18 protein-coding genes are annotated in these 25,102 nt (G+C 43.2%); 8 read left to right on the top strand and 10 right to left on the bottom strand.

From position 1 onward, the window contains the following. The first annotated feature begins 19 nt into the window (after window positions 1-19). The 6 genes from G460_RS0107730 to G460_RS0107700 all read left to right on the top strand — a co-directional run bounded on the left by G460_RS0107730 (window position 20) and on the right by G460_RS0107700 (window position 5,070). Window positions 20-940 (top strand): helix-turn-helix domain-containing protein, encoded by a 921-nt coding sequence (locus G460_RS0107730; RefSeq protein WP_026954811.1) that lies wholly within the window; start codon window positions 20-22, stop codon window positions 938-940. Between the two features lie 701 nt (window positions 941-1,641). Next, entirely contained in the window at window positions 1,642-1,971 is a 330-nt protein-coding gene (locus G460_RS0107720) for a DUF6686 family protein (protein WP_026954810.1), read from the top strand. A 13-nt stretch (window positions 1,972-1,984) separates the two neighbouring features. After that, window positions 1,985-2,683 carry a hypothetical protein gene (locus tag G460_RS0107715; protein WP_026954809.1) on the top strand — a complete coding sequence of 233 codons (699 nt, stop codon included), beginning with the start codon at window positions 1,985-1,987 and terminating at the stop codon, window positions 2,681-2,683. Between the two features lie 146 nt (window positions 2,684-2,829). After that, window positions 2,830-3,156: a hypothetical protein gene (locus G460_RS0107710; RefSeq protein ID WP_026954808.1), complete on the top strand. Its 327-nt coding sequence runs from the start codon at window positions 2,830-2,832 to the stop codon at window positions 3,154-3,156. A 1-nt stretch (window position 3,157) separates the two neighbouring features. Continuing rightward, entirely contained in the window at window positions 3,158-3,442 is a 285-nt protein-coding gene (locus G460_RS0107705) for a hypothetical protein (protein WP_026954807.1), read from the top strand. Window positions 3,443-3,453: 11 nt separating this feature from the next. After that, on the top strand, window positions 3,454-5,070 hold the full coding sequence (locus G460_RS0107700) for a PepSY-associated TM helix domain-containing protein (RefSeq protein WP_026954806.1): 1,617 nt from the start codon (window positions 3,454-3,456) through the stop codon (window positions 5,068-5,070). A gap of 49 nt (window positions 5,071-5,119) precedes the next feature. Here G460_RS0107700 and G460_RS0107695 read toward each other — a convergent pair whose 3' ends face one another. From G460_RS0107695 to G460_RS0107655, 9 genes are all read right to left on the bottom strand, one after another. Next, entirely contained in the window at window positions 5,120-6,280 is a 1,161-nt protein-coding gene (locus G460_RS0107695; RefSeq protein WP_157366888.1) for a sialidase family protein, read from the bottom strand. Between the two features lie 72 nt (window positions 6,281-6,352). After that, window positions 6,353-7,816 (bottom strand): sulfatase family protein, encoded by a 1,464-nt coding sequence (locus G460_RS0107690; protein WP_026954804.1) that lies wholly within the window; start codon window positions 7,814-7,816, stop codon window positions 6,353-6,355. A 15-nt stretch (window positions 7,817-7,831) separates the two neighbouring features. Continuing rightward, a complete protein-coding gene (locus G460_RS0107685) occupies window positions 7,832-8,485 on the bottom strand; it encodes a TetR/AcrR family transcriptional regulator (protein ID WP_026954803.1) in 654 nt (217 codons plus the stop codon). Window positions 8,486-8,858: 373 nt separating this feature from the next. Then, window positions 8,859-11,480 carry a glycoside hydrolase family 95 protein gene (locus tag G460_RS21630; protein WP_051315968.1) on the bottom strand — a complete coding sequence of 874 codons (2,622 nt, stop codon included), beginning with the start codon at window positions 11,478-11,480 and terminating at the stop codon, window positions 8,859-8,861. Window positions 11,481-11,621: 141 nt separating this feature from the next. Then, window positions 11,622-13,340 (bottom strand): RagB/SusD family nutrient uptake outer membrane protein, encoded by a 1,719-nt coding sequence (locus G460_RS0107675; protein WP_026954802.1) that lies wholly within the window; start codon window positions 13,338-13,340, stop codon window positions 11,622-11,624. 18 nt (window positions 13,341-13,358) lie between these two features. After that, the gene (locus tag G460_RS0107670) at window positions 13,359-16,667 is read right to left on the bottom strand and encodes a SusC/RagA family TonB-linked outer membrane protein (protein ID WP_051315967.1); all 3,309 of its coding nucleotides are present in this window, start codon (window positions 16,665-16,667) and stop codon (window positions 13,359-13,361) included. Between the two features lie 545 nt (window positions 16,668-17,212). After that, the gene (locus G460_RS0107665; RefSeq protein ID WP_026954800.1) at window positions 17,213-17,869 is read right to left on the bottom strand and encodes a TetR/AcrR family transcriptional regulator; all 657 of its coding nucleotides are present in this window, start codon (window positions 17,867-17,869) and stop codon (window positions 17,213-17,215) included. 180 nt (window positions 17,870-18,049) lie between these two features. After that, entirely contained in the window at window positions 18,050-19,300 is a 1,251-nt protein-coding gene (locus G460_RS0107660; RefSeq protein ID WP_035464214.1) for a glycoside hydrolase family protein, read from the bottom strand. After that, a complete protein-coding gene (locus G460_RS0107655; protein ID WP_035464101.1) occupies window positions 19,293-20,726 on the bottom strand; it encodes a sulfatase in 1,434 nt (477 codons plus the stop codon). The genes G460_RS0107660 and G460_RS0107655 overlap by 8 nt, the downstream gene beginning before the upstream one ends. A gap of 208 nt (window positions 20,727-20,934) precedes the next feature. Between G460_RS0107655 and G460_RS0107650 the strand changes: the two genes are divergently transcribed. Both G460_RS0107650 and G460_RS0107645 read left to right on the top strand, forming a co-directional pair. Next, window positions 20,935-22,626, top strand: coding sequence for a sulfatase family protein (locus G460_RS0107650; protein ID WP_026954797.1), 1,692 nt, complete (start codon window positions 20,935-20,937; stop codon window positions 22,624-22,626). 25 nt (window positions 22,627-22,651) lie between these two features. Continuing rightward, window positions 22,652-24,346 (top strand): sulfatase family protein, encoded by a 1,695-nt coding sequence (locus G460_RS0107645; protein ID WP_026954796.1) that lies wholly within the window; start codon window positions 22,652-22,654, stop codon window positions 24,344-24,346. 133 nt (window positions 24,347-24,479) lie between these two features. Here the strand turns inward: G460_RS0107645 and G460_RS0107640 are convergent, their stop codons facing one another. Next, complete coding sequence (locus tag G460_RS0107640; RefSeq protein WP_026954795.1) at window positions 24,480-25,082, bottom strand: porin family protein; 603 nt, start codon at window positions 25,080-25,082, stop codon at window positions 24,480-24,482. Window positions 25,083-25,102: the final 20 nt, after the last annotated feature.

Below are 25,102 nucleotides of genomic sequence, written 5' to 3'. Positions count from 1 at the left end.
TATCCTATACTTTAGCGAAATGGCTTATAAAAACAAGAGAGATTTCCTGACCATCAATTCAATTTCAGAATTGTATAGAATATCGGGCTTTGGAAAGCCTAAACACCCTTTGATTGGATTGATCAAATTAGATGATATAAAGCCTAGCAATAATGAGCCTATAAATCAGATAATGAATTTCTATACCATCTCACTTAAAAGGTGCGCTGATGGAAAAATGAAGTATGGTCAAAAATATTATGATTTTGATGAAGGCGTTCTGGCATTTATGGAACCAGGACAAATAGTTTCAACGGGCGAGGGTAGCAGTCAAAAATATGAGGGTTGGTGGTTAGTTTTTCATCCTGACCTTATTAGGAATTACCCGTTAGGGAAAACCATCAAAGAATACGGCTTCTTTTCCTATGCTGTAAATGAAGCCCTTCATTTGTCTGACAAGGAAGAAGCCATGCTTATTGGTATTCTCAAAAACATCGAGGAAGAATACAATACTTCAATTGATAAGTTTAGTCAGGATGTAATGGTCTCTCATCTGGAATTATTCCTGAATTATTCCAACCGATTCTACAACCGTCAATTCATTACTCGCAAACCCGAAAACGATGATTTACTACTAAAAATGGAAACGCTTTTAGACGATTTTTTTGATCATGATAAAGCCTTGAAATTGGGGTTGCCAAGTGTGCAGTTTTTTGCAGAGCAAATGAATGTTTCATCCAATTATCTGAGTGATATGCTGAGAGCCATAACTGGTCAGAGTACTCAGCAGCACATTCATCAAAAGTTATTAGAAAAGGCCAAAGAGCTACTTTCAACGACAAATTTATCGGTGAGTGAAATTGCTTACCAACTAGGCTTTGAAAGGCCTCAATCGTTTAACAAACTTTTCAAATCAAAGACAAAACTTTCCCCTCTGGACTATCGGGCATCATTTAACTGATCAGGTGCCATGGATACTTTCAAATCATCTCTAATCTCCCAATCTCTACATCGTTCAACTAAATCCTAAAATAAAGGATTCTTGATGATGAACCTTCATTGGGTATGGAATTTTTTAGCCTCAAAAATTTTCTGAAAAAAATCTTCGAAAAGGCTTGGTGGGTATGCCTTTCACTTTTAGTTTTGTCTTAATTTAAAATAAGTCTAAATAAGAATTGTGATTTTCATCTTTCCATAGGCTTAAAAAAAAGAAGCCATGCAGCGGCAACTGCACGGCTTCAAGAAGTACAATCTAACGTCACATTAGAAAGCGATGCAATATACCAATATATTGTTTACAAGAGAGCTATGCGAATGGCTGAATAGGAGAGGAAGAAGCGTGGACTTGGACAGTAAAGTCTTTCCAGCTCAATATTCTATTCGACCTTCCCGATCCATTCAGCAAGGCGCAAAATCCACTTTTTCCTTCTTTAGGCTAGTCGATTTTTATTCTAGTTGGCCCTGTGCGAAAGAGGCTTTTTGGCTTCTAAGTTTTCGTTTTCAAATGTCAAATTCCCTCGGATCTATGAGCTGGTTTGCTATGCCAAGTTCTGCTTTCCGACGAAGAAATCAAGTCCTGAGGATACCCATGCCTATCCTTGATAGGGCAAGGTATTCCCTAGGCACCAATTGCAACTGATCTTTCACCAAAAATCCAATCCTATGTCTTTGTGTCAAACAGAAATCATTTACGAAAGCGAGGGCTTTGTGCTCACCCGATGTGTGGATTGCGGCAGGTTGGGGATGCTTTTTGGGCAGGGAATGCTCTGCTTTGATCAGGCAAATTTTGAGGCTTTTATGAACTACATGGACAAAATGGTCTTCGAAGCTGATAAGATGCAGTTCTACGATGACAGAGATCGGGTGATGATAGAGACCTACCACCCAGATGTCCATTTTTGCTTGGTTGAGGAGGAATTTTACCGACTCAAGGCAGCTTTGGCGGAGGTCAAACTTCAACTGAATATTCTGGATTTGATCCGACAGTTTTAAAATAAACCAACCTATGAATAAACTAACAAGCACCCTTCTACTATTCTTTTTTGCAATGACAGTCTCAGTACAGCAGACAGCGGCACATGCCCTTTGGATTCACACTGATGCTCAGGGTCAAAAGGGGCAGTCACACGCATTCACGATCTACTATGCCGACTATCATGAAGGAGCGGTGGAAACTATTGCCGACTGGTATTCAGATGTGCGGGAATTTGATCTATATCTGGTCAGCCCATCTGGGACCAAAACTCAACTTGACTACGAAGCAGACAAGGATTTTGTCAAAGGAAGCTTTGTGCCCGAAGAAGAAGGAATCTATCGCCTCGAAATCGGTCATTCTTCTAAGACTGAAGCAGGAGAAACGCTCTATCAATTCAATGCTTTGGCCTATGTAAGTATAGGTTCAAAGACCAAGCAAGCCAATTTCAAGAAATCTCCTGATCTGATCCTCGTGCCGGGAAAATCCAAAGGTGTCTATCAAGTACAGCTCGAGGGCAAGCCTCTGCCAGAATCTGAGGTATCCATCTTGGGTCCTGACTCTGTAGGTCAAACGCTATCGACGGATGCAAGAGGAGAGTTTGTCGCAGATTTCTCTTCCAAAGGTACTTACTATGTGGAGGCTTCAACCTACAAAGAATATCCACAAGGACATTCTTCTGGGTTGAGTGGGATCTGGAGATGTGCCACTCAGGTGATTCAAATAGATTAAAGACAGGCCATTTTTTAAGCTTCTTTTTGTTTTGAACTATGGATTGACATGTTTTTCAACTCCGATTTTTTAATGGTAAGAGCCGCTAATTCAGGGTCAGCGGCTCTTCCATTTTCCTTTAGATATAAGTGAATAAGAAATAAATAATGACGACGATTCTTTGTTTGATCTGTCTGCTAGGCTTTGAGATGCTTTATCATACTTCTACCAAAGCGCAGTTTGCAAGAGATCCTATGCTACAGCAGTGGAGTGAAAAAAATCCAAATGGCTTGAAGTATACGGCGGTATTGCTGCTAGTGCTTGCATTGATCGGGTTTGTAATAGGCTTCGGACTTGGATCGGGCTTTTTCTACTTTTTGTCAGTGTTGATGCTGGTAGGAGGCTTCGTGTTTTTACTTTCTCCGATTGGCTATTTCGGAGCGCGAGGGATTGGAGTGGTTGCTTTAGTATTCTTCATTTTGGAACTGATCTGATATGCCAGCAAACAAAAAATATTTCTCCAGTCCCCTTCAGCGATTTGCCAAAATCTCTGCGGGAATGATAGGAGGATATCTCCTGACAGTATCTTTCTTTCTGATGATTTCTATTTGGCTGGACCGCCAAGGAGTCTTTTTCACCTTGGTTTTTGCTGGCTTTTTGGTGTGGGTGGGACTTCTGATCCTTGCCTTCTTAGCCAAAAACGGCTGGAAGACCTGGTTGGTCTATCTCGGACTCTCTGGCCTGTTTTCTCTGATTTTTTACTTCGGTTCCAGTATTTGATTTGAAAATTAATGAATAACAGAGTCTATAATATTTTATTTCATACCCATACTATCAGTGGGATTTTCATCAGCCTGGCACTTTACGTGATATTCTTTGCGGGATCTTTTTCCTTTTTCAGAGATGATATTGTGGGTTGGGAGCGAAATGAACCCCGTGCTTTGGGCTGGAAGCTCGAGGAAATGAACTTTGATCGAGTCATGGATTCTCTCCAGCTCGAGGGAGATCTTCAGGGTTGGGATGTAGCATTCAATCAATACTATGATGAACAGCGTGTCGCGGTCAGTCTGACTCCTTCCAGTTTTCAGGATTCTTCCGAAACTATCACGAGAAGTAATTTCTTCTACCTGCATTCCCAGAGTTTTGAGAAGTATGACTATCAGAGTTCGTATTCGCTGGGTGAATTCCTATATCGGCTTCATTTTTTTGCGCAGCTGAATCTTTGGGGGACATCTGGCTATCTCTTGGCTGGCATTGTAGCCTTTTTCTTTTTGTTTGCTGTCATCACTGGAGTCATTGTTCATTGGAATAAGATCATCAGCAATTTTTATCTCTTCCGTCCCTACAACAGCCTCAAAAATCTCTGGACAGACGCACATACAGGTTTGGGAATATTGGGGCTGCCGTATCAGTTTATGTTTGCCCTGACGGGAGTCTACTTGATAGTTGGTTTTTCGCTCATGTCTCCTGCTGTTATAGCGTTTGGATATGGTGGAGATCAAAAGAAAGCTTATGATGAATTTGAGTTTAATCCTCCAGTCTATGAGGAAGCAGGAGTTTCTTTGGAGAAAGAAGTCTCAATCAACGAATTGGTGGCTCGATCCAAAGCTCTCTGGCCAGAATTAGTTGTCAAAAATGTGCATGTTTTCAACTATGGTGACCAAAATATGCATGTCAAAGTCGAAGGGCATCCCGAGTTCCGATCAAAATTTGCCGGCTTGGGCAATTTGGTGTTTCATGCCGCATCCGGAGACATCATAGCTTCCAAAAAGCTGATGGAGGACACATCATATTTCAATACTGCCAGGGCGATCATGATACGCTTGCATTTCGGAGACTATGGAGGACATGGACTTCGGCTGATTTATTTTGGTTTGGGGTTATTGTCTTGTTTTGTGATTATTTCTGGAGTGCTGATCTGGCAAGTGGCCCGTGACAAAAAGCATGTGGCCCCTGCAAAACGTAAATTTAATGCCTGGCTAACATGGATCTATCTGGCTGGTGCATTAGGGATGTTCCCCGTTACCGCATTTATTTTCTTGGCTGTGAAGTGGGGATTGTCGCCAGATGATGCAGAAAGGATGACTTTCTTGTATCAATATTATTTCTGGGCGTGGCTACTTGTGACTGTTTGTTTGGTGATGCTGAGAGACAATTGGTTGATCAATAAGGTGAGTCTGATCTCCGGTGGTATACTTGGACTTCTGATTCCGATTTCCAATGGAATACAAACCGGAAACTGGATCTGGAATAGCTTCTGGCAGGGCTATGAAGATATTTTCTGGGTTGATTTCCTTTGGCTCTCTTTGGGAATACTGAGTCTAGTCATTGGCCTGTCGCTCAGAAGGCCTGTGGATAATAATAGTCAAGCACGCCAAACTGTCTCCAAGGCAAAAGCATTAGTTTGAGTTGGGTTTTTTATACGATTCAAAGCCATTGGAATTTCCTTTGGCTTTTTTATTTCCAGGATACCATTTTGAAGACGATCTCATGGTAATTGTTCCTTTCGTATAAGATTCCTAACGTGCTCTCGTCGAGGTTGACCAAGTCTGAATAAGCGGTCCACGGCTGCTTGCTTTCATCCCCAGAGTACTCGACGGGCATGATATGGTTCCAGGTTTTTCCTTCGTCGTAGGAAATTTTGATAGTCAAAAAATCCCTCATTTCGGTATCTGCGGCATTGGAATGTGCCAAAATAGTAGCACCATCTTGAGTTCCAATATTCAAAATAGACGCTTGGCATACTGGGTCTGGAAGAGCATCTTCAAAATAAGATTCATCCCATGTCTCGCCTCCATCTGAGCTGAAAGCCAATATTCGGCTTTTTCGGTCACCATGCTGATTACGGATGCTCATGATCATACGGCCATCGCTAAGCTCTGCTGCAATGGACTCATTGGAGCCTGGAAAGCTTATGGACTCGGATATACCAAAGTTTTTGCCATGGTCATCGGTGAAAAAGCCATGTGCCTGATATTCGGCAAATTTCTCCTGAGGATCACCTGCCGAGTGATTGGCTGGTACAAAAATTCTTCCTTTGTGTGGGCCATGCTGAAACTGAAATGCATGTCCGGGGGTATTGGCATAGTGTCTCCAATCTTCCGGATTGACATAGTCAGGATTGAATGCCGGATTATTGGGTTTATGAACTTGCGAGGTAATATTTTGAGGCTCTTCCCAGGTGCGTCCAAAGTCAAATGACTGAAGCATCCAGACTTCTCTCACTCCCTTATTCATCCGGATATCATATTCATGATTGTTGCCGGTGTTGTAAAACAAATAAACCACTCCCTCGGGATGTGCCGGATCAAACAGATCAACGACTGGAGCAGGATTACCTGCCTGGAGTTTATCGTAATCTACGAGAGTTTGCAATGGAGACCAGGTAAAGCCACCATCCAGACTTCTTTTCATCACCAGATTGACATCTCCAAAATCATCAGAGCCATTCACCCGCCCTTCGGCAAAGGCTAAAAGATCCCCATTGGGAAGCGAGATAATGGCTGGAATTCTGTATATGGCGTGGCCTTCTTTGCCGGCTTCAAAGACGACTGTCTCTTGAGCAAAGAGGGAAAAAACAATCCACTGGAGTAAGAATAAAAAAACAGGCTTTTTCACGATTCAGGTATTTTGGGTAATGATGCTCCAAAATACACATTAGTCAGAATTGAAAAAGCCTGTTTAAACTATTTATTGTTTTTCAAAATAGCGTTCAAGAGTGTATTGAGGCTGCCATCTGTCTGCTTTTCGCTGCAATGTATCCGGATCATATGCCATGGGCTTGATCACTTTGGCAGTGAGTTCTACGGTGTCCTTGTATTCTTTTTGAGATGCTTGCAATAGCTCTAGCATTTCAGATTTTTTGTTTTGGAATGCTGGGTTTTCAGCCAAATTGTGAAGCTCGTAGGGGTCTTTTTCCAAGTCAAAAAGCTGGGTGTAATCTCTTTCAGGATATCGAATAAGCTTGTATTTCTTATTCCTGACGGCTCTTACGGTATTTCGATACGAAGTGAAAAGAGCATCTCTGACTCCGCTTTGTTCGCCCTGAATCACCGGAACCAAGCTTTTGCCATCTACATCTCCTGGCTGAGGGATGCCTGCCAAATCAGCCAAAGTAGGGTATAGGTCATGGATGTAGGCGAATGCATCGAGCTGCTGATCTGATGGTACTCCGGGGCCTTTGATGATCATGGGCACCTTGGAGCTATGCTCATACAAGCTTTGCTTTCCCAAAAGGCCATGACTTCCAACTGCCAAGCCATTGTCTGCGGCGTAGACGATAATGGTGTTGTCATATTGCCCAGTCTCTTTGAGAGTGTTGAGGATCTTAGCTATCTGACTGTCTAGATGGGTAATCAGCGCATAATAGTCCGAAAGAATCATCTGAATGACCTGTGGTTGGCGAGGCCATCCTGTTAGATTTTCGTCTCTCACGGTCAACTGGTCAAACTCAAAGGGATGATAGGGCATGTAATTGCCCGGTAGGGGAAGAGTGCCGTCCGGATAGCGATTGATATACTTGGCCTCTGGAGAATAAGGGTCATGCGGCACAGTAAAGGCTACATAGCAAAAGAAGGGCTGATCGCTTTTCTTTTGTCCGTGATCTTTGATGAAATTGATCGCTGACTCAGCAAAGCGCTCCGTGGAATATCCTTTTTTGACTGGATCACCCAGTTTGCCATCTGCACCATAATCACGCATGTCAAGTTCGTAATGATTGGCCATACCTCCCAGATATACATTGTTTGCCTCTTGGAAGCTTGCCTCAAACATTTCTTTTTCATTGTGCCATTTGCCAGTACCAAAAGTGCGGTAACCCGCTTCGGCAAACTGCATGGTCATAGTATGTTGCCCTTTGAGTTTGTCAAAAACCCGGTAGAGATTTTTGCCGCTGAAAAGCATCGCTCGGCTTGCCATACAGATCGCTCCGTGATTTCCTCCCATGACATAGGCATTGGTAAACCGACTGCCCTCACGCGCAAGCTGATCGATCGTTGGGGTATGGATATATGGATTTCCGTAGATTCCAAGGGCATCAGAGCGCTGATCATCTGCGAAAAGAAATAGAACGTTTGGTTTTTTGGTCTCTGGAGGAGATGATGGAGCCATGAAAAGATTCATGGCCAGCAGCATCACATAAAGGTATAAATTCATGGTCCTTGGTAATTTTTACTGAGGGGATAAGCGTAAGCCAAATAACTCGGTGGCTCTTTTTTGCTCTCTGAAGCCTTCTTCGGTCAGGTATGGATTGATCAATGAATAGATAGTCTTGATCATCTCTCCTTTTTCGGTGAAGTTGTATGAAACCATCACTTCCCGTTGCGAAAGCCAGAAAGTGATCACCATCCGGATGGTATGCTCGAGTCTTTCGATGGCAGGGAGATCCAGCTCCCTCATATAGCCATCTTTGATAAATTCTTTGAAAAGGTCGATAGTCGTCTGCCGTCTTTTGACGAACGTCTCCTGAATGATTTGACTGACAGTAGGGTAGGATCTGGAGACTTCTAAGACATCAAGATTAAAAAAACGAAATTTATACTGAAATTCTTCCAACTGAAGCAAGAGCAAGTGAAAATGTTCCAAAGAGCTCATGCCCACCTTTCGGCCTCCATAAGAATTGGACATCTCGACCCTCATTTTCTTATAAATGGCCAAGATGATATCTTCCTTGGTCTTATAGTGGTAGTCCAAATTTCCGTGACTGATCCCCATTTCTCCGGCGATATGTCTACTGGTTACATTTTGGATACCGAATTCATTGTACAGACGGATAGCTTCTACCAGGATCTTGTCCTTGGTCTTGAGTTTTTTGGTTTCGCTCATGTGTTACTTTGGTGGTTATTGTTTGGTTTTTGAAAGCATTTCTCGCAGTGGAGTGACGATTCGGGTTTTGGCGGACCCTTAAAATAACAACAAAAAGACCTTTTTGGATTTTTTTGCCTCTAAAAATGGGCAGAAGTCTTTTTATTCAAAAAAAAGAGGGATTACATATCCCCCTTTTTCTAATTTTCATAACCAATCACTCTACAATTAACTATGAGATAGTTTTCTAGTTAATAAAGTATCAGAAAGGTAAGCAAAATAGGGCTCATGCACTAATTATTATTGATGAATCTACGAAATCGTTTACAGAAGGATTTTTTCTCCCAATTATTGTTGGAATATGTCGGACAGACGGAGTGTAATGCATGTAGATCTAATTGGACTCAAAAGAAATGAGTTGTCCTGGGGTGGTGTGGATGAAGTAATCATAGTAGACTGGAGCTTCAGTAGTAGCCCCATCATTCTCCGAATGATCTAGAGAGTTCCCGGGATTGATCGGGAGTAAGAATCTATTGTTGCCTTTATCGATGAATTGGACTCCTTCCCCGAAGCTCAAAGGAACCAACGATCGAATGGGAAGCAATCCTCCAATCGTGGATTTGATGGATCCGGATTTCAGTTTTTGAGCTTTCCAGTTGATCCCTACTTCAAACCCTCCTCGGGCTTTGAGCCCTTGAATTTCACCATTTCTCCAGGAGGTAGGAAGAGCAGGAAGTAGTTCTACATAGCCTTGATGACTTTGCACGAGCATTTCAGCTATTCCTGCTGTGGCGCCAAAATTCCCATCGATTTGAAAAGGAGGGTGTGCATCGAAGAGATTAGTGTAGGTTCCACTTTTTTGCTTTCCATCCGATTCCACTAGTCTGAGTAGATTAGTTAGAAGTTGAAGGGCTTTGTCGCCATTTCCCAGGCGTGCCCAGACATTGACTTTCCAGCCCATGGACCAGCCTGTGGCCTCATCTCCGCGTCTGATCATGCTTTGCTCTACTGCAGATACGAGTTCAGGATTGTGCGCAGTGGTGATCTGATTGCCGGGATGAAAGCCATACAAATGGGAAATATGTCGATGCTTGGGTTCTTGCTCTTCGAAGTCAAATTGCCACTCTTGCAGTTGACCATACTTTCCGATTTGATACGGTAGCAACTGAGGGAGCTTTTCTGCGATTTGGGCGGTGAAATCTGTTTGGATTCCCAATCTCTCCGAGGCTTCTAGATATCTGGAAAAAGATTCCCGGATCAAAGCCATGTCCATGGTAGGTCCCGGGCTTTGGGTGGAAAACTCTTTCCCTCGATAATAAAATTTGTTTTCCGGGCTGTGTCCCACAGGAGTCACCCAATAACCATCTTTGTTTTGCACCAGCCAATCGTCGTAAAAGAGCACGGCTCCTTCCAATAAAGGGAAAATATCATTTCGAAGAAACTCTTCATCTCCTGAAAACAGGTAGCGCTCCCACATGTGACTCATCAGCCAGCCAGAAACCATCGGCCAAAAAGAGCAAGGGCATAAATCCACCGGTTCGGCCTGTCTCCAAACTGACATGTTGTGATTGCCAGCCCATCCCGGACTTCCAAACATGTTGCGGGCCATCTCTTCTCCATTGACTGCTAGTTCTTTGATGGCGTCAAACAAGGGTTCATGGCATTCGGAAAGGTTGGTGAGTTCGGCTGGCCAGTAGTTCATCTCCAAGTTGATGTTCATGGTATAGGCTGAGGCCCATGGAGGAATGACTTCAGCATTCCAGATTCCCTGTAGATTCAGCGGCTGACCTCCCGGTCTAGAGCCGGAGATCATCAGGTAGCGCCCAAACTGAAAGTAAAGAGTGATCAGAGAGGGATCTTGGCCATTTTCGAAAAACTTGACACGCTGATCAGTGGGAAGTTGAGATTGTTTACTTGGTTTTTCGAGACTAAACTGAACCCGATTGAATAGGTTTTGATAGTCGTCGGTGTGATTTTGATAGAGGGTTTCGTAGCTTTTGGTACGGACACTTTCCAGCGTAGTTATAGACTTGGCTTTTTCATCTGCCCCTTCGAAGGCTGGTGATTTGTCAAATCCTTTGTAGCTCGTCCCAGCAGTGATCAGGAAAACTACTTCATCTGCTCCGCTTACAGACACATGATCGGCCTGATAGTCCACCTTTCCGCCTTTATTTCGTGTACTGATTCGCGTATCGAAAGCCATTCCCAAGCCAAACACATCCTCCTCATACATGACGGTCTCTGCTCCAGGGCGAAGGGAGCCATCTTTTTCAAAGATTTCCGGGTATTTGAATTGATCTCCGGCAGACTGCACCTGTTCGATGCTTCTTCTCAAGGCTATACCGGGGGCTTTTCCCTGAAGAACGAGTTGCGAGTTTTCTACCAATACTTTTTCTGTAGGCTTGTGTGGGGTCGAAAGGCCTAAGTTCAAATTGATCTGGCCGGGACGGTCTGCTGTAATCTTGACAGCGATAAGATGATCGGGGTAGGAGGCAAAATATTCTCTTGTGTAAGTGACATCTCCGACTTGATAGCGAACTTTGACAGTCGAGGTAGCCAAGTCGAGACTTCGGCTGTAATTGCTTACTTCGCCCGGGTGGTCAAAATCAATCCAGACATCGCCCATGGGCTGAAAACACTCTTGGGCTCTTCCCAGCCAGTTTTTCTGAATCATCTGCTGAGCCTCTCCATATTCACCTGCCTCCATCAGTTCGGTGATTTCCGGGTAATATTTGTTAATCGAGAGGTTTTTGAAGGTGTAATTAGGGTCACCTGAATAGAGCGTTCCTTCATTGAGTTGGATTCTTTCTTGCTCGATGCCGCCGAAGACCATTCCTCCCATGTAGCCGTTGCCAATGGGGATGGCCTCTGTCCAGGCTTTTGCCGGACGGTCGTACCAGATATAGTGGTCTAGGTCATTTGTGGAAAATTTTGGTTGTTGAAAACCCCAGGATTCACCAAGCGGGCTCAAGCAAAAAAGCAGAAAGATGAAGCGAAAAGAGTAATTGTAGCGCATGAAGTAAAAGGGTAGGGGTGTTTCAGGTTTACAAGGTAAGCCACTGAGTGGTAATGATAGTACTTGCTTTTCTATGATTTGCTAAAAAAAGGGGACATAAAATGTCCCCAATAACTAGATTAAGTTGAATGAGCTAAGTCGCTATTCCCAATTTGGATTTTGTGCCAGGTTAGGATTCAACACAATTTCATCTGAAGGAATAGAGGTCAAGTAATCCTGATCAGGTCTGAACCCATATCCATTTGGCATTTGTGTCTGAAAATAATCCATTTGGCCCATTGGTGTCAACAAAGGGCTGTAGGCAGGAAACTCATCCTGATCGAAAGGATAGCCAATTGGTCTTTTGCCCGCTATCAAAGTATGAGCTGCCCATCTTTTGAAATCATCAGGTCTTTGTCCTTCTAAGGCCAACTCAACTCTTCTTTCGTTACGGATAGCATACAATGCATCGTCTATCGCATAGCCGTAATCCACTAGGTTATCCCGGTACTCAGAAAGTGGAATGACTTCAAAATCAGGCATTCCGACTCTATCCCGGAGTAAATTCAATACATCATAAGCTACTGTTCCGTTCAGTTCATACATGGCTTCAGCATAATTCAGCAAAACCTCGCCGTAGCGAAAATAGATTCTTCCAGTTTGACTATATCCTCCGAAATCTGCCCCGGCGGCTGAAGAATATGGGTTTGAGAATTTTTTGACTTGAAAGCCCGTCGCGCATAATTCTTCTGAACCACCTGTCAGGAAGGGTTTATCGAATGTCTGATTGGAGCTAGCTACTCTCAAGTCTCCGGGCATCCATACCGTAGCATGTAGTCTCGGATCTGTATCATCAGCGATTTGACTTAAAAAGTCATTGCCTTTGGTGTTTTGAGCTAGGGACGCATAGTCATAAGGCTTGCCGTCTTTGCCTAAGTAAGAAGTAATCAAATCCCAGGTGAGAGACATGTCACGAGTTCTGCGAGTAGTATAGAATTGAAGTTCATGCCCTAGTTGCTCTGCTGTGCTTGCTATTCTATAGAACAATACTTCATCTACAGATGACATATTATCCATGCCAAACAAGTTGTAATAATCCATCTCCGCTTGACCGGTGGAATAAATACCTACGGTATAGTCTCCGCTCATTAGTTTTTCAGCGGCAGCTATAGATGCTTGAAAATATTTGTCGGGGTCCGCACCGTTTGTTCCAAAAACAGTACCTGCGTGGTATTTTTGCCATGTACCTTCAAATAGCGCTACTTGGGAAATGAAAGCCAGAGCTGTTTCTTTATTCAAGGTGGAGTTTCCTACACTGGCCCGATCTCCCAGATATTCAAATGCCTTGTCCAAATCGGCTAAGATGAAATCAGCAACCTCCGTTCTTGGATCTCGCGCTTTGTATAGATCCTCATCCCCCGGCAGGAGTTGATGATCATAGATAGGCACGTCTCCATAGGTCTGGAGTTTTTCGTAATAAAACCAAGCTCTAAAGAAGTGTGCTTCTCCGAGGAATTGCGCGTACCGGCTGATATCTTCTTCTACATTATCTAGATTGTCAAAAAGGATATTGATACTTCTAATATCAGCCCATTCTGAGGTCCATTGTCCATTTCTCGGTGCACGAGTGCCGTGCATGACGGAGTTAGGAACTGCTACAATAAGGTTGTCGGAATTATTCTCTGATAGGGGTAAGTTTGCAGAGCCATGAGTAGGCAAAGAAGCATAATACTTCTTTACATAGTTTTCAACATCATTGCTGGTTTTGAAGTAGTCTTCTACTGCAATTTGATCTTCTGGAGCCTGATCTATGAAAGATTCACAGCCTGAGGTTGCCAGAAGCACTGTCGCCAGCCCAAGTGTATATATAGATTTTTTCATTGTATTCTTCCTTTTTGATTAATAAGAAACCTGAAGACCAACAGTGAACATGCGGTCAGCTCCGTAGGACTTTCCTGCACCCCAAGAGCTACTCACAGCGACTGGATCTATACCTACTGGCAGTTTGGTGAAAGTCAACAAATTGTCACCGGAGGCATATACCCGGAAATTGCTCAGGCGCATTCTGTCTAAAACTGGCTGAGGTAGTGTATATCCTATTTGAAGGTTTTGCAATCTGAGATAGGCTCCATTTTGTAGATACCTGTCATTCGTCAGACGGTTTTTGTTATTCTGGGCATTGTTGATGTAAGGTCGAGGAAAGTATGAATCCAAATTGATATTGGCCTCTCCTTCATAAAGCCCAGTATACATGTCTCCAGGAGTATCTCTGAAATAATCCAGGTGTTCAGGGAAAATTGAAGATTGGTTACCGGTTCTAAAGCCCCAGAAAATGTTTTCGTTGGCCCCGAAGAACAGGTCCCTTTTGCCTACGCCTCTCCAGATCATGGATAGATCCAAGCCTTTATATGCCAAGTTAAAATTGAAGCCATATTGCCATCTCGGAGTACTATTGCCGATGATAGACAAGTCGCCATGATCCTCCAGCGTATTGGAGCCATTGTCCACAAAACCGTCTCCATCAACATCTACATATTTCACATCGCCTGGATTCCATGCCAACCCGGTCAAATCTGTAAGGTCTACCTGTGCAGTATAGCTATCTACTTCCTCCTGGCTTTGATAAAGGCCGTCTGTTCTGTAGCCCCAGATTTCACCTTGCTCTCTTCCTTCATACCAATTGGAAAGTACCCCGGTAGGGTTCAAATACTCTGTAATGAAGGTTCTTCCATCATAAATATTGAATCCTACTGAATAAGTGAGGCCATTAGAAAGTGTGTTTCCATAGCTAATAGTACTTTCCCATCCACGGGATCTCAGAGTAGCATTGTTAGATTGAGGCACGGATGAGCCTAATACTCCTGGTGCGGGATCTACTGGACCAATCATATCAAAGGTAGTTCTCTCAAACCAATCGAAAACAAACTTTAATTTCTTATCCAAAAAGCTCATTTCAGCTCCAATGTCTATGGATCTGGCCGTTTCCCATGTCAAGTCGGGACTGACTAGAGAAGGAGTGCCTGCATATCCGATAGGTCTTGATTGGCCTGGGTTGAAAATCCAGTTGACAGCATTGCCCGAAAGTGGGATCAATAATAAATCCTGATAGGGATCTACATTTTGGTTTCCAAGTTCTCCCCAAGAGCCTCTGATTTTAAAAGTGTTGACAGCAGAGCTGATAGGGTCCCAAAAGTTTTCCTTGTCGAGATTCCATCCTAGGGAGAATGAAGGGAAAAATCCCCATCTATTTCCTTTTCTGAATCGAGAGCTACCATCATATCTGGCATTTAATTCCACCAAATACTTTTCGTCAAAATTATAGTTAAATCTTCCGAAATAGCCCTGGGTACTAATCGTCCGGAGGCCTTCGGTCATCTGGATCTCTCCATCTGCGGTATTCAAAGAAGGGACGTTTTGTACCAATAGGTTGGTTCTATATCCAGAAAGATTACGATTTTGAAACTTCTCAAATTGCGAACCTACCATAATTTTGAAATTATGTTTTTCACTGACATTCAGTTCGTAGGATGAGTAAATATTGGAAGTCCAATACAAGTTGCTGTAATGGGTTCTGCGAGTATTGCTCGGTACAGTGTTGCCACTTGGAGTGACAGATCTGTCCACTAAGTTATCATAGACGGTCAGCTCATCACTTACGTAGAAGATGTCAGTATTGCGCATGGCAAAGTCTCCATGGATCGTCCATCCTTCCACTGGCCGAATATCTGTGGCAAAGGTGTGCCAATTTTCTATCGTTTCAGTTTTATCAGTGCCGGCATCATTCACCCAAGGAATTTTAGACTGAATCATGATATTGCCATACCCATCATACATTGCATTGGTAGGCATGGTTCTGGCGATTTGATGAAAAATCAAATCATAACTTCCCTGCCTATCCATGTTTGGAAGTTCTCTGACAGATTTCGAAAATCTCGGCTGATAGGTGAAATCCCAATCCTTTGTGATGGAGGTGGTGATTTTACCCATGATATTGTATCTGTCAAAATAGTCAGTACCATAGTTCAAAACTCCAGTTTGGCCATAAAGGCCCGCAGAAAAGTAATAAGATGTCTTGTCTGTGCCTCCTGAGATGCTCAAATCATGTTTTTGGATCATGCCTGTTCCAAAATACTCGTCAAACCAATCCCTGTTGGCATTGCCAAATTGATTGAATCCCCACTGATTGACGTTGTTGGGATTGGGAGTGGTTTCAAAATGGGTAGCATCTGATGGGAAATTGGCAGTGGATTTTAAGAAATCATAGTCACCTCTTTGAAAAGCTAAGATGTTATCGATAGTTCGATCTGGAAAGAACCTGCCTCCTGCTCCAAAGACACCCGCTTCATTGATTACCTTCGCATGATCGTAAGAATTGATCATAGAAGGCAAGTTCTGAGGGGTAGCAACTCCTACACTTCCTGAATAGCTTGCTTTTAATTTGCCTTTACCTGATTTCGTCGTGATTACAATAACTCCATAAGGTGCCCTGGCTCCAAAGATCGCTGAGGCCGCAGCATCTTTTAGTACAGAAATTGACTCGATGTCATTAGGGTTTAGTCGATTCATATCTCCAGGAATCCCATCGATCACTACATAAGGCGAGCCTCCATTGAGTGATCCCAGTCCTCTGATTTGGATATTCATATTTGCGCCCGGCTGAAACCCAAAATTCCCGGTGCTAAAAGTCAAACCTGGTGAGGTCCCTTGAAGCAATTGTGAAACTGAAGGTGAAGGGCGGTCCGCCAAAGTCTTGCCATCTACTACGTCTACAGCTCCAGTCATATTCGTTACTTTTTGAGTACCATATCCCACTACTACGACTTCGTCTAAAGAACTGACATCAGGCCCCATGATGACATTTATTCTGGTTTGATTGCCTACTTGAATCTCTTGGGCAGCATATCCTACATAAGAGAACACCAGAGTGGATTCAGTACTTGGTACCTGGATGGAATAGTTGCCATCATTATCTGTTACAGTGCCGGTCGTCGTTCCTTTGACCAGAATAGTCAGGCCTGGAAGGGGAAGGCCAGCTTCCTCATCGGTAACAGTACCGGTGACTACGATTGGGTTGCTTTGTCTTGCCAATAAGGGATTGGCAAAGGTCAAGAAAGCAAGTGCCAAAATTAGAATTCCCAAATTAGGTGGAGATCCTTTGAAGGGGAATATTCCACTAATTCCGGAAGCTTTTTTTGTAAAATTTTGCATAAGCTTTAGGATTATTTAAATAAGAAAAGGGCAGTCTCTTAAAAGGCTTAAGAGTGTAAAGCGTAGTAATTTATATAAAAATTAGGTCAAACGTACTAATTATTGAGCCCGATTTATTTATTCTACGGAATCGGTTTCGAAAAAATTACAAAAAATCAAAGACTTAATTAAAAAAATAAATGAACTAGAATGCTTTATTGTTTTTTATTAAATGGGTCGAAATTTGATTTTTTTTAGAAAATATTTTGTTGAAAAAATGCTGAAATTAAATGCCCTCCCTACTTAAAAAATAGAAGAGTCCCAAACCGGGACTCTTCAAAATCTGTATTGGATAGCCAGAAATAAAATGAGTTGGATTTAAATTTTTGTAAAGGGCAAGTGTCGCCTTTAGTGAGAGGGATAGTGATGTGTTGGATTAAGAATAATTACCTACGCGGAATATCTCTTCGATTTTAGCGTAACCAGAAACCATCATTCCAAGCACAGGATGATATCCTTCCTTGTGGTGACTCTGCGGGCTTTGAGTGCTGATTCTATAGTCAACTCTATTTTTTGGAAAGCAGAGAGTATCCGTGTTTTTCTATGTTTCGCGCTATTTCTTCTTTCCCTTCCAATGTCAGGTATGGTTGAAGCATCGTGTAGATAGATTTGACCATATCACCTTTTTGTCTGTAGTCATAAGAGATCAAGACGTCTCTTTGTGTCAGCCAAAATGAAACAATCATCCGATTGATATGCTCAATCCTCTCCAAGGTTTCTTGTGGGATTGGATTCATAAATCCTTCCTCAATAATACTGCTTAGAATTGATAGCGATATTTTCTTTCTTTCTTTGAGCGTATTTTGTATCGATTCATTGACAGAAGGATAGCATCGGCAGATTTCCAAAACGTCAAGATTGAAAAATTGATACTTGTACTGAAAGTCCTCTAACTGAAGCAGTAATTTGTGATAGTGCTCCAAGGCACTCATCTCTTCACCTTTCTCTATATAGGTGGCATCCATCTCTTCTCTCATCCTGCGGTAAATATCCCAAATCAAATCTTCTTTGGTTTTGAAATGGTAGTTTAAGTTGCCATAGCTGATGCCGATGCCTTTTGCAATATGTCTACTAGTAATATTTTGGATGCCAAATTCACTGAATTGTCGTATAGCTTCCTGATGAATTTTCTCTTTGGTTTTGATCCCGGGTGATTTGGTCATTCTACAATTGGTTGGATTAAGGTTCAAAAAAGAGACTGCGCTCCTCAATTTTTTGAATATAATAAGCACGAGTCAATCACCAAAGAAAAAGCATTTTCTAAGGCTTTTAGTTCTGATTTCTCCAATGGAAATGACCTTTATAAAAAAGTATTTGAAAGGTTTTCTACTGCTTCTTATTACTTATCTGTTTTTCAGAGGAATCTGGATGTTAAAAGAACTTCCGTCATTTTTAACGTTCACATTTTCGATCGAGCCAGCTGTGTAGAGCACAGTCGGCAGTCCGTCTTCTGTCAGTAGAAGTTGCGGTCTTTCCATCCTTTCTAAATTGAGAATTCCACCTTCCGGAAGAGTCACTTCTCTTTTCAAAAAAAGAGGGGAGTCCGCTACTTTCCATTCAATCCCATCTTTGGAACTCAACAGGGCCAGTGCTTTTTTCTCCCCTCCGGCTACCACTCCGGTAAAATCTTTGACGATCGCAAACAAGCAATCGAACTTTGAAGCATACCATACATAGGGATCTTCCGTGCTGGCGATGGATCCGTCGGGCATCTTGACATCAAAAATGAAATTGTCCTTAGCTACAAAAGGTCCCAGTGGAGTGGGGCCTGTTGCTACTCCGTGCACCCCTTTCCAGTAGGGTTCGTAGATGTTCCCCTTAAAAAAGAGCATGTACTCTTTCGTATGGGGATTATAAGTCACCGAAGGGTTGACCACGATTAGGTTATCAGGTTTGGCCACAGTGCCTGCTGGAGATGGATTGAGGACATTTTCGGATTTGACCCTAGTTCGTGGCGAGATCAAAGGTTCTTTGGCTCTTTCAAAATCTCCGGCTACTAGATCTTCAAAAGAATCAAATGTGAGTCCACCAATTTGCTGGGACTGCTGGACCCGGGATCGCTTGTCAAGTCCCGGAGCTGCAGCCTGCCCAGAATCTTTTCCTCCGATGTAGTAGAGAAAATATTTGCCATTAAATTCTTTAATGTGAGGATTGTGAACCATCTGCGCACCCCAGGCACTGCTGTCTCCATCGTATCGAGCACCTTTGAGTATGATCTTTTGAAACTGAAAATCACGATCCGGAAAATCAGAAACTGCATAGCCCAACTTACTTTCCAAGACCCAAGAATTGGTGAATTTATCGGTGTCTGGGCCACTTTCCCACAAAGCAAAAATCATGTGATATTTCTTGTCTTTCCCTTGCACTACCGAGCCGCCCCAGACAAAATAGTCCTTTAGCTTGAGGATAGATGGACCATCCAAAATTTGGCTGAGTCCCTCTTTTTTAATTTCAGCTTGAATAGGAAGTGGTTTTACCTGAATCTGCGCCTGAGCAGCAAAGCTAATTAGCCAAGTAAGTCCAAGAGAAATAGAGCTGGCCTGAATGAGGCTCCTCAGCTTTATTTTGATAGTGAAAACAGAATTTTTACTCATAAGTTTTTCCCAAATCATTGTGTCTTACCTCTGCCAGTTTTTCTTTCAAAATAGCTTTCATTTCATCTACGACAGATTGGAAATGGGGATTTTGAGTCAAGTTGGTGTATTGCTTGGGGTCCTGGTGCATGTCAAAGAGTTCCGCACCTGCAGATCCATCCTCATTGTATTGGATATAGGCCCAGCGGTCTGTTCGGATCAGGAAGGTATTTCCTCCCTGCGTCACAGAGAAGGCATAGTCTCTGACTTCCAATTGGGGATTGTCAAAGACTGGCTCTAAGTTTTTTCCCTGCAAATGATCTTGCTCTGAGATTCCTGCCATGGCGGCCAAAGTAGGGTAGAGGTCTACCAACTCTGCAAAGGAATCAGTGCGAATCGGTGCCAGCCCAGGAGCTTTGATGATCAGCGGTACTTGGACTGATTCTTCATGCAAACTCACTTTCATCCAGAAATCATGCTCTCCCAGATGAAACCCATGATCAGAAGTGAACACTACTATGGTATTGTCTTCCAAACCTTCCTCACGAAGTGTTTGCAAAATCTTCCCAACCTGCGCATCCATATAGGAAACTGAGGCATAATAGCCGGCGATGGCTTTTTGCTTTTGAATGTAGCTCATCTCGCCGTTTTTGGTGGTCACATAGTTGATCCCACGCTCAGGGATATCGCTCCAGTCTCCCTCTACCACGGGAGGTGGGACGATGCCTTCCCAAGGGAAAGGAGTAAAATAACTCGCTGGAGCTACAAAAGGTACATGGGGTCTGACCAATCCTACTGCTAAAAAGAAAGGCTCATTTTTATGGTTCCGGATCAATTCTGAAGCTTTTTCAGCAGTTTTTCCATCCGAATGAACTAAATCATCTCCATCTGCTTGGACGATGGTCATCACATTTCCGCCTTTTCTTTCGATGCTACCATCAGGATTGTTTTGTACCAGTTCGGCTTTTCCGGCGGCAGTCCATTCGGGACCTTGGGAGTTGAACTTCTCTGTCCAAGAGGCTGGATCATCTTGTCCGTCAGAGCCTTTTTCTATATCGATAGGCACGCCCATGTGATAGATTTTGCTGACTCGGGCCGTGTAGTAGCCATTGTTTTTGAAATGCTGTGAAAGTGATACTTTCTCAGGTCCTACATTTTCCCGACCACTGACATAGCCATAGGTTTCTGTGGCATTGGGATAGTAGCCAAACATAAATGAGGCTCTGGAAGGCCCGCAAACAGGGTATTGGCTGTAGGCTCGATTGAAAACTACTCCTTCCGAAGCCAGTTGATCAATGTTGGGTGTCTGGGCGATTTCATTCCCATAAGTTCCCAAAGCTGTCGTGGTCAAATCATCAGAGATGATAAAGAGCACATTAGGTTTTTCTTGCTGAGCAAAAGCATACTGGATACAAAGAAGAAGTAGAAATGTGGCTTTGATTTTCATGTATGAGAGCGGTTCTAAAATTTCTGAAAGCAATAGTGGGCACAAGATAAAGAATCCATTCACGTAAAAACTAATTATTTTAGGGCTTTTGCTCTAAATAAAGCAAAGGAAATTTTTTACTTTGCTGATTCTTTCTGTTTGGGATTCGGAAGACCTGATGTTAGGCTTCAGTTTTCCTTTCCCGAGCTTTGATCCAACCCAAAATCTTATGAATAAACCCCTTTTGTTTGTTGCTTCCCTGCTAGTGGCGGGACTTTTTTCTTGCCAAAAGAGTGAGGAAGAAGAAATATCTTCTCGTCCCAATATTGTCTTTATCATGTCTGATGATCACGCCTATCAGGCGATATCGGCATATAGTGACAAGCTGATCGAGACTCCCAATATCGACCGAATTGCTAAAATGGGAATGCTTTTCACCAATGCATCCGTGACCAATTCTATCTGCGCTCCTTCTAGAGCGACGATTCTCACAGGAAAGCACTCGCATATCAATGGCAAAGTGGACAACCATTTTCCTTTTGATACGACGAATGTGACTTTTCCTCAGATTTTTCAAGATGCGGGCTATCAGACAGCGATGTTTGGCAAATTGCATTTTGGGAACAGTCCGAAGGGATTTGATCAATTCAAAATTCTTCCTGGTCAGGGGAAATATTACAATCCTGACTTTATCACCAAAGACGAAGGGAATATCCAAGTGGAAGGCTATGTGACCGATATCATCACGGATATGACTTTGAACTGGCTGGAAAATGAAAGAAAGAAGGAAGATCCTTTCTTGCTTTTTTACTTGCATAAAGCTCCTCATAGAGAATGGCTTCCTGCTGGCAGACACGTTGCTGAATTTACACAGAGAACATTCCCAGAGCCTCCGACTTTATTTGATGACTACTCTGGAAGAGGTCGTGCAGCTCATGAGGCGGAAATGAATTTGCTGAAGGATATGCACTGGGGAGGTGATTCCAAGATTCCACCGGCAGTGATGGATGAGTTGGGAATCGAACCGACTTCTGGCTGGGACAAAGCTGCCTTTGAAGGGGAAGTGGGCCGAATGAATCCAGAGCAACGAGCTGTATGGGATGAATCTTACAATAAGATGATTGAGGAGTTCAAGAAAGCGTATCCAAACATGACCGAGGAGGATAAGATGAAGTGGAGATACCAGCGCTACATGCAGGATTATTTGGGAACCATTAAGGCAGTTGATGAAAATGTGGGCCGAGTTTTGGACTATTTGGAAGCCAATGACCTGATGGAAAATACCATCATCGTTTATACTTCCGATCAAGGGTTTTACTTGGGCGAACACGGCTGGTTTGACAAGAGATTTATCTACGATGAGTCTTTCAAAACTCCATTGCTAGTGGCATGGCCAGGAAAAGTAGCTGCTGGTTCCAAGTCTGACGAGATGGTTCAAAACCTGGATTTTGCACAGACATTTTTGGCGGCGGCAGGAATAGATGCGCCTAGTGATATGCAGGGCGAGAGTTTGCTTCCACTCCTGACCGGAGAAGGAGAGTGGACTAGAGATGCCGTTTACTATCACTACTACGAATACCCATCCGTGCACATGGTGAAGCGTCACTATGCGATCGTGACGAAGGAATACAAGTTGGTACACTACTACTTCGATGCGGATGAATGGGAACTGATTGACCGGATCAATGATCCTATGGAGCTCAAAAATGTCTACGATGATCCAGCCTATGCGGAGATTCAGGCGGAGTTGCATCAAAAACTGGATGGTTTGAGAGAAAAGTACGGCGACAATTCCCAGATTTCCCAACAATACCTGAACGAGTATCTGGATTATTTGCAGGAAAACAACTCCTACGCAGGAGGTAAAAACACCGAATTGCTAGATAAGATCTTTGACGGAAGGACGCCTTCCAACCAATAACACGCAGTCATTTTTAAACGTCATTATGAAAAAATATTCACCCTTATTGCTTGGAGGATTAGCCCTGATTTCGGTTTTCTCCTGTGAGCAAAAAGTTGAAACAACAGCACAGGAGAGACCTAATATCATCTTTATCATGTCTGATGATCATGCCTATCAGGCGATCTCAGCTTATGACAATTCTCTGATCGAAACTCCGAATATCGATCGGATAGCAGAGATGGGGATGCTGTTTACTCAAGCTTCTGTGACCAATTCCATTTGTGCACCTAGCCGCGCGACGATCCTTACCGGAAAGCACTCGCATCTGAATGGTAAAATCGATAATCTTACCCCTTTTGATACCACCAATGTGACTTTCCCGCAGCTCTTCCAGGACGCAGGATATCAGACGGCTATGTTTGGAAAGCTTCATTTTGGCAACAATCCCAAAGGTTTTGACCAATTCAAGATTTTGCCGGGGCAAGGTTCCTATTACAATCCCGACTTCATCACCAAAAACGAAGGTAAAATCCAGAAGGAAGGCTATGTGACCGATATCATCACAGACATGACCATTGACTGGTTGGATACCGAAAGGAATAAGGAAGAACCTTTTATGTTGATGTATTTGCATAAGGCACCACATCGCGCTTGGCTGATGGCAGAGCGACATCTGGAAGAATACACCACTAAGTCTTTTCCGGAGCCCAAGACCTTGTTTGATGATTATTCCGGTCGGACTGCCCCTGCAGGGGAGACAGAGATGAATATCCTGAAGCACATGAGTTGGTCGGGAGACAACAAGCTGTCTGCAGAGACCATGGACGAACTCGGACTCCCTGAGATTGGACCTGATAAGGCTCGTTTGATCAATATGATGAAGCGATTTACGCCAGAGCAGCAGGCTAGTTTTGACAAAGCCTACGGCCCGATCAATGAAGCTTTCAAAAAGGCCTATCCAAACATGAGCGAGGAGGAAACCATGCGCTGGAAATACAATCGCTACATGCAGGATTACCTGGGCACGATCGCTTCAGTGGATGAAAATGTAGGAAGATTGCTGGACTATCTGGAGGCCAATGACCTGATGGAAAATACCATTATCGTGTACACTTCTGACCAAGGATTCTATTTGGGAGAGCATGGATGGTTTGACAAGCGATTCGTCTACGATGAATCATTCAAAACCCCGCTTTTGGTAGCCTGGCCTGGCAAAGTGAAAGCAGGAACCCAATCCGATGCTTTGGTACAAAATCTTGATTTTGCACAGACTTTCCTAGATGCTGCCGGAATAGAAGCTCCATCCGATATGCAAGGAGAAAGCATGGTTCCGCTGTTGACAGGACAGGAGGATCAGTGGACCCGTGATGCGGTGTATTATCATTACTACGAGTATCCGGCCGAGCACATGGTCAATCGACACTATGCGATCATCACTCAGGATTACAAACTGATCCACTACTACTATGTAGAGGATGAATGGGAGCTGATCGATCGCCAAAAGGATCCTTTGGAATTGAAAAATGTCTATGAGGATCCGGCTTATGCGGAGATTCGCGCTGAGCTTCATCAGAAGCTGGACGAGCTGAGAGCCAAATACAAGGACAATTCAGAATTGAGTCAGGGATTTGTGGATCAATTTATGGAAAAAGGCGGTCCCGATCGGACTTATGGAGTGGATCAGATCTCCAAAGAAGAAATGCTGGAGAGAAGAAGAAAGGTAGAGGAGAAGCAATAGTAGATAGATTAAAAACTAAAGAAAGTGCCATCTGATATCCAGGTGGCACTTTCTTTTTCTGAACGATGTGTAAAATAAAAAGCTGCTTCGAACAGTTCAAAACAGCTTTTCCATCAATCAACTAAACCCGAATTTACCTGAGTCGATAGCCCACTGTCAACTGAGCCAATTTCGATGAGACATCTTCTCCTCCGACGTCAGAATTATTGATATATGAAAAGTTTCCGCTGTATCGCAGGCCTACAGTCAGCAGATCGGAAACTTGCTTCAGATCGTAAGACAGCCCAAGTCCGTAGCCGAAGAAAACCTTGTCATAGAGATATTTCAGATCTACATATTCCCCATCATCAATAGATTGAGAGATAGAAAGCAAAAAGCTGAGCTGAGGTCCCGCCTCTACATACAGGTTGTCTGCCAATTGGTATTTCAAAAGGATCGGTAGGCGGATCAGACTCATTTTCATGATTCCTGTATTTTGGTTTCCTACCAGATACTCCCAGTCATTTCCCTCTGTAGAAAATAGAAGCTCGGAATGAAGCACTAGCTTATCTTGAATCTGATAAGCTCCAAATCCCCCAATATGTACTCCAAAAACTCCTTTGGTTTTGTACGAATCATTGGTAAAAGTGGTAGAGGAATAATTCAATCCTCCTTTGATCCCATAAGTGATCTGGGCCTGGCTAGCCTGAAAAGCCAGGGCTAGAAATAAGAAAATAGTAATGGCAAACTGTTTCATGATTATAAAAGGTTAGATAT

The organism is Algoriphagus vanfongensis DSM 17529, from assembly GCF_000429465.1.
Taxonomy (GTDB): Bacteria; Bacteroidota; Bacteroidia; order Cytophagales; family Cyclobacteriaceae; genus Algoriphagus; species Algoriphagus vanfongensis.
The sequence above is the reverse complement of the archived record's forward strand: the minus strand, read 5'-3'. Positions and strand labels throughout refer to the sequence as shown.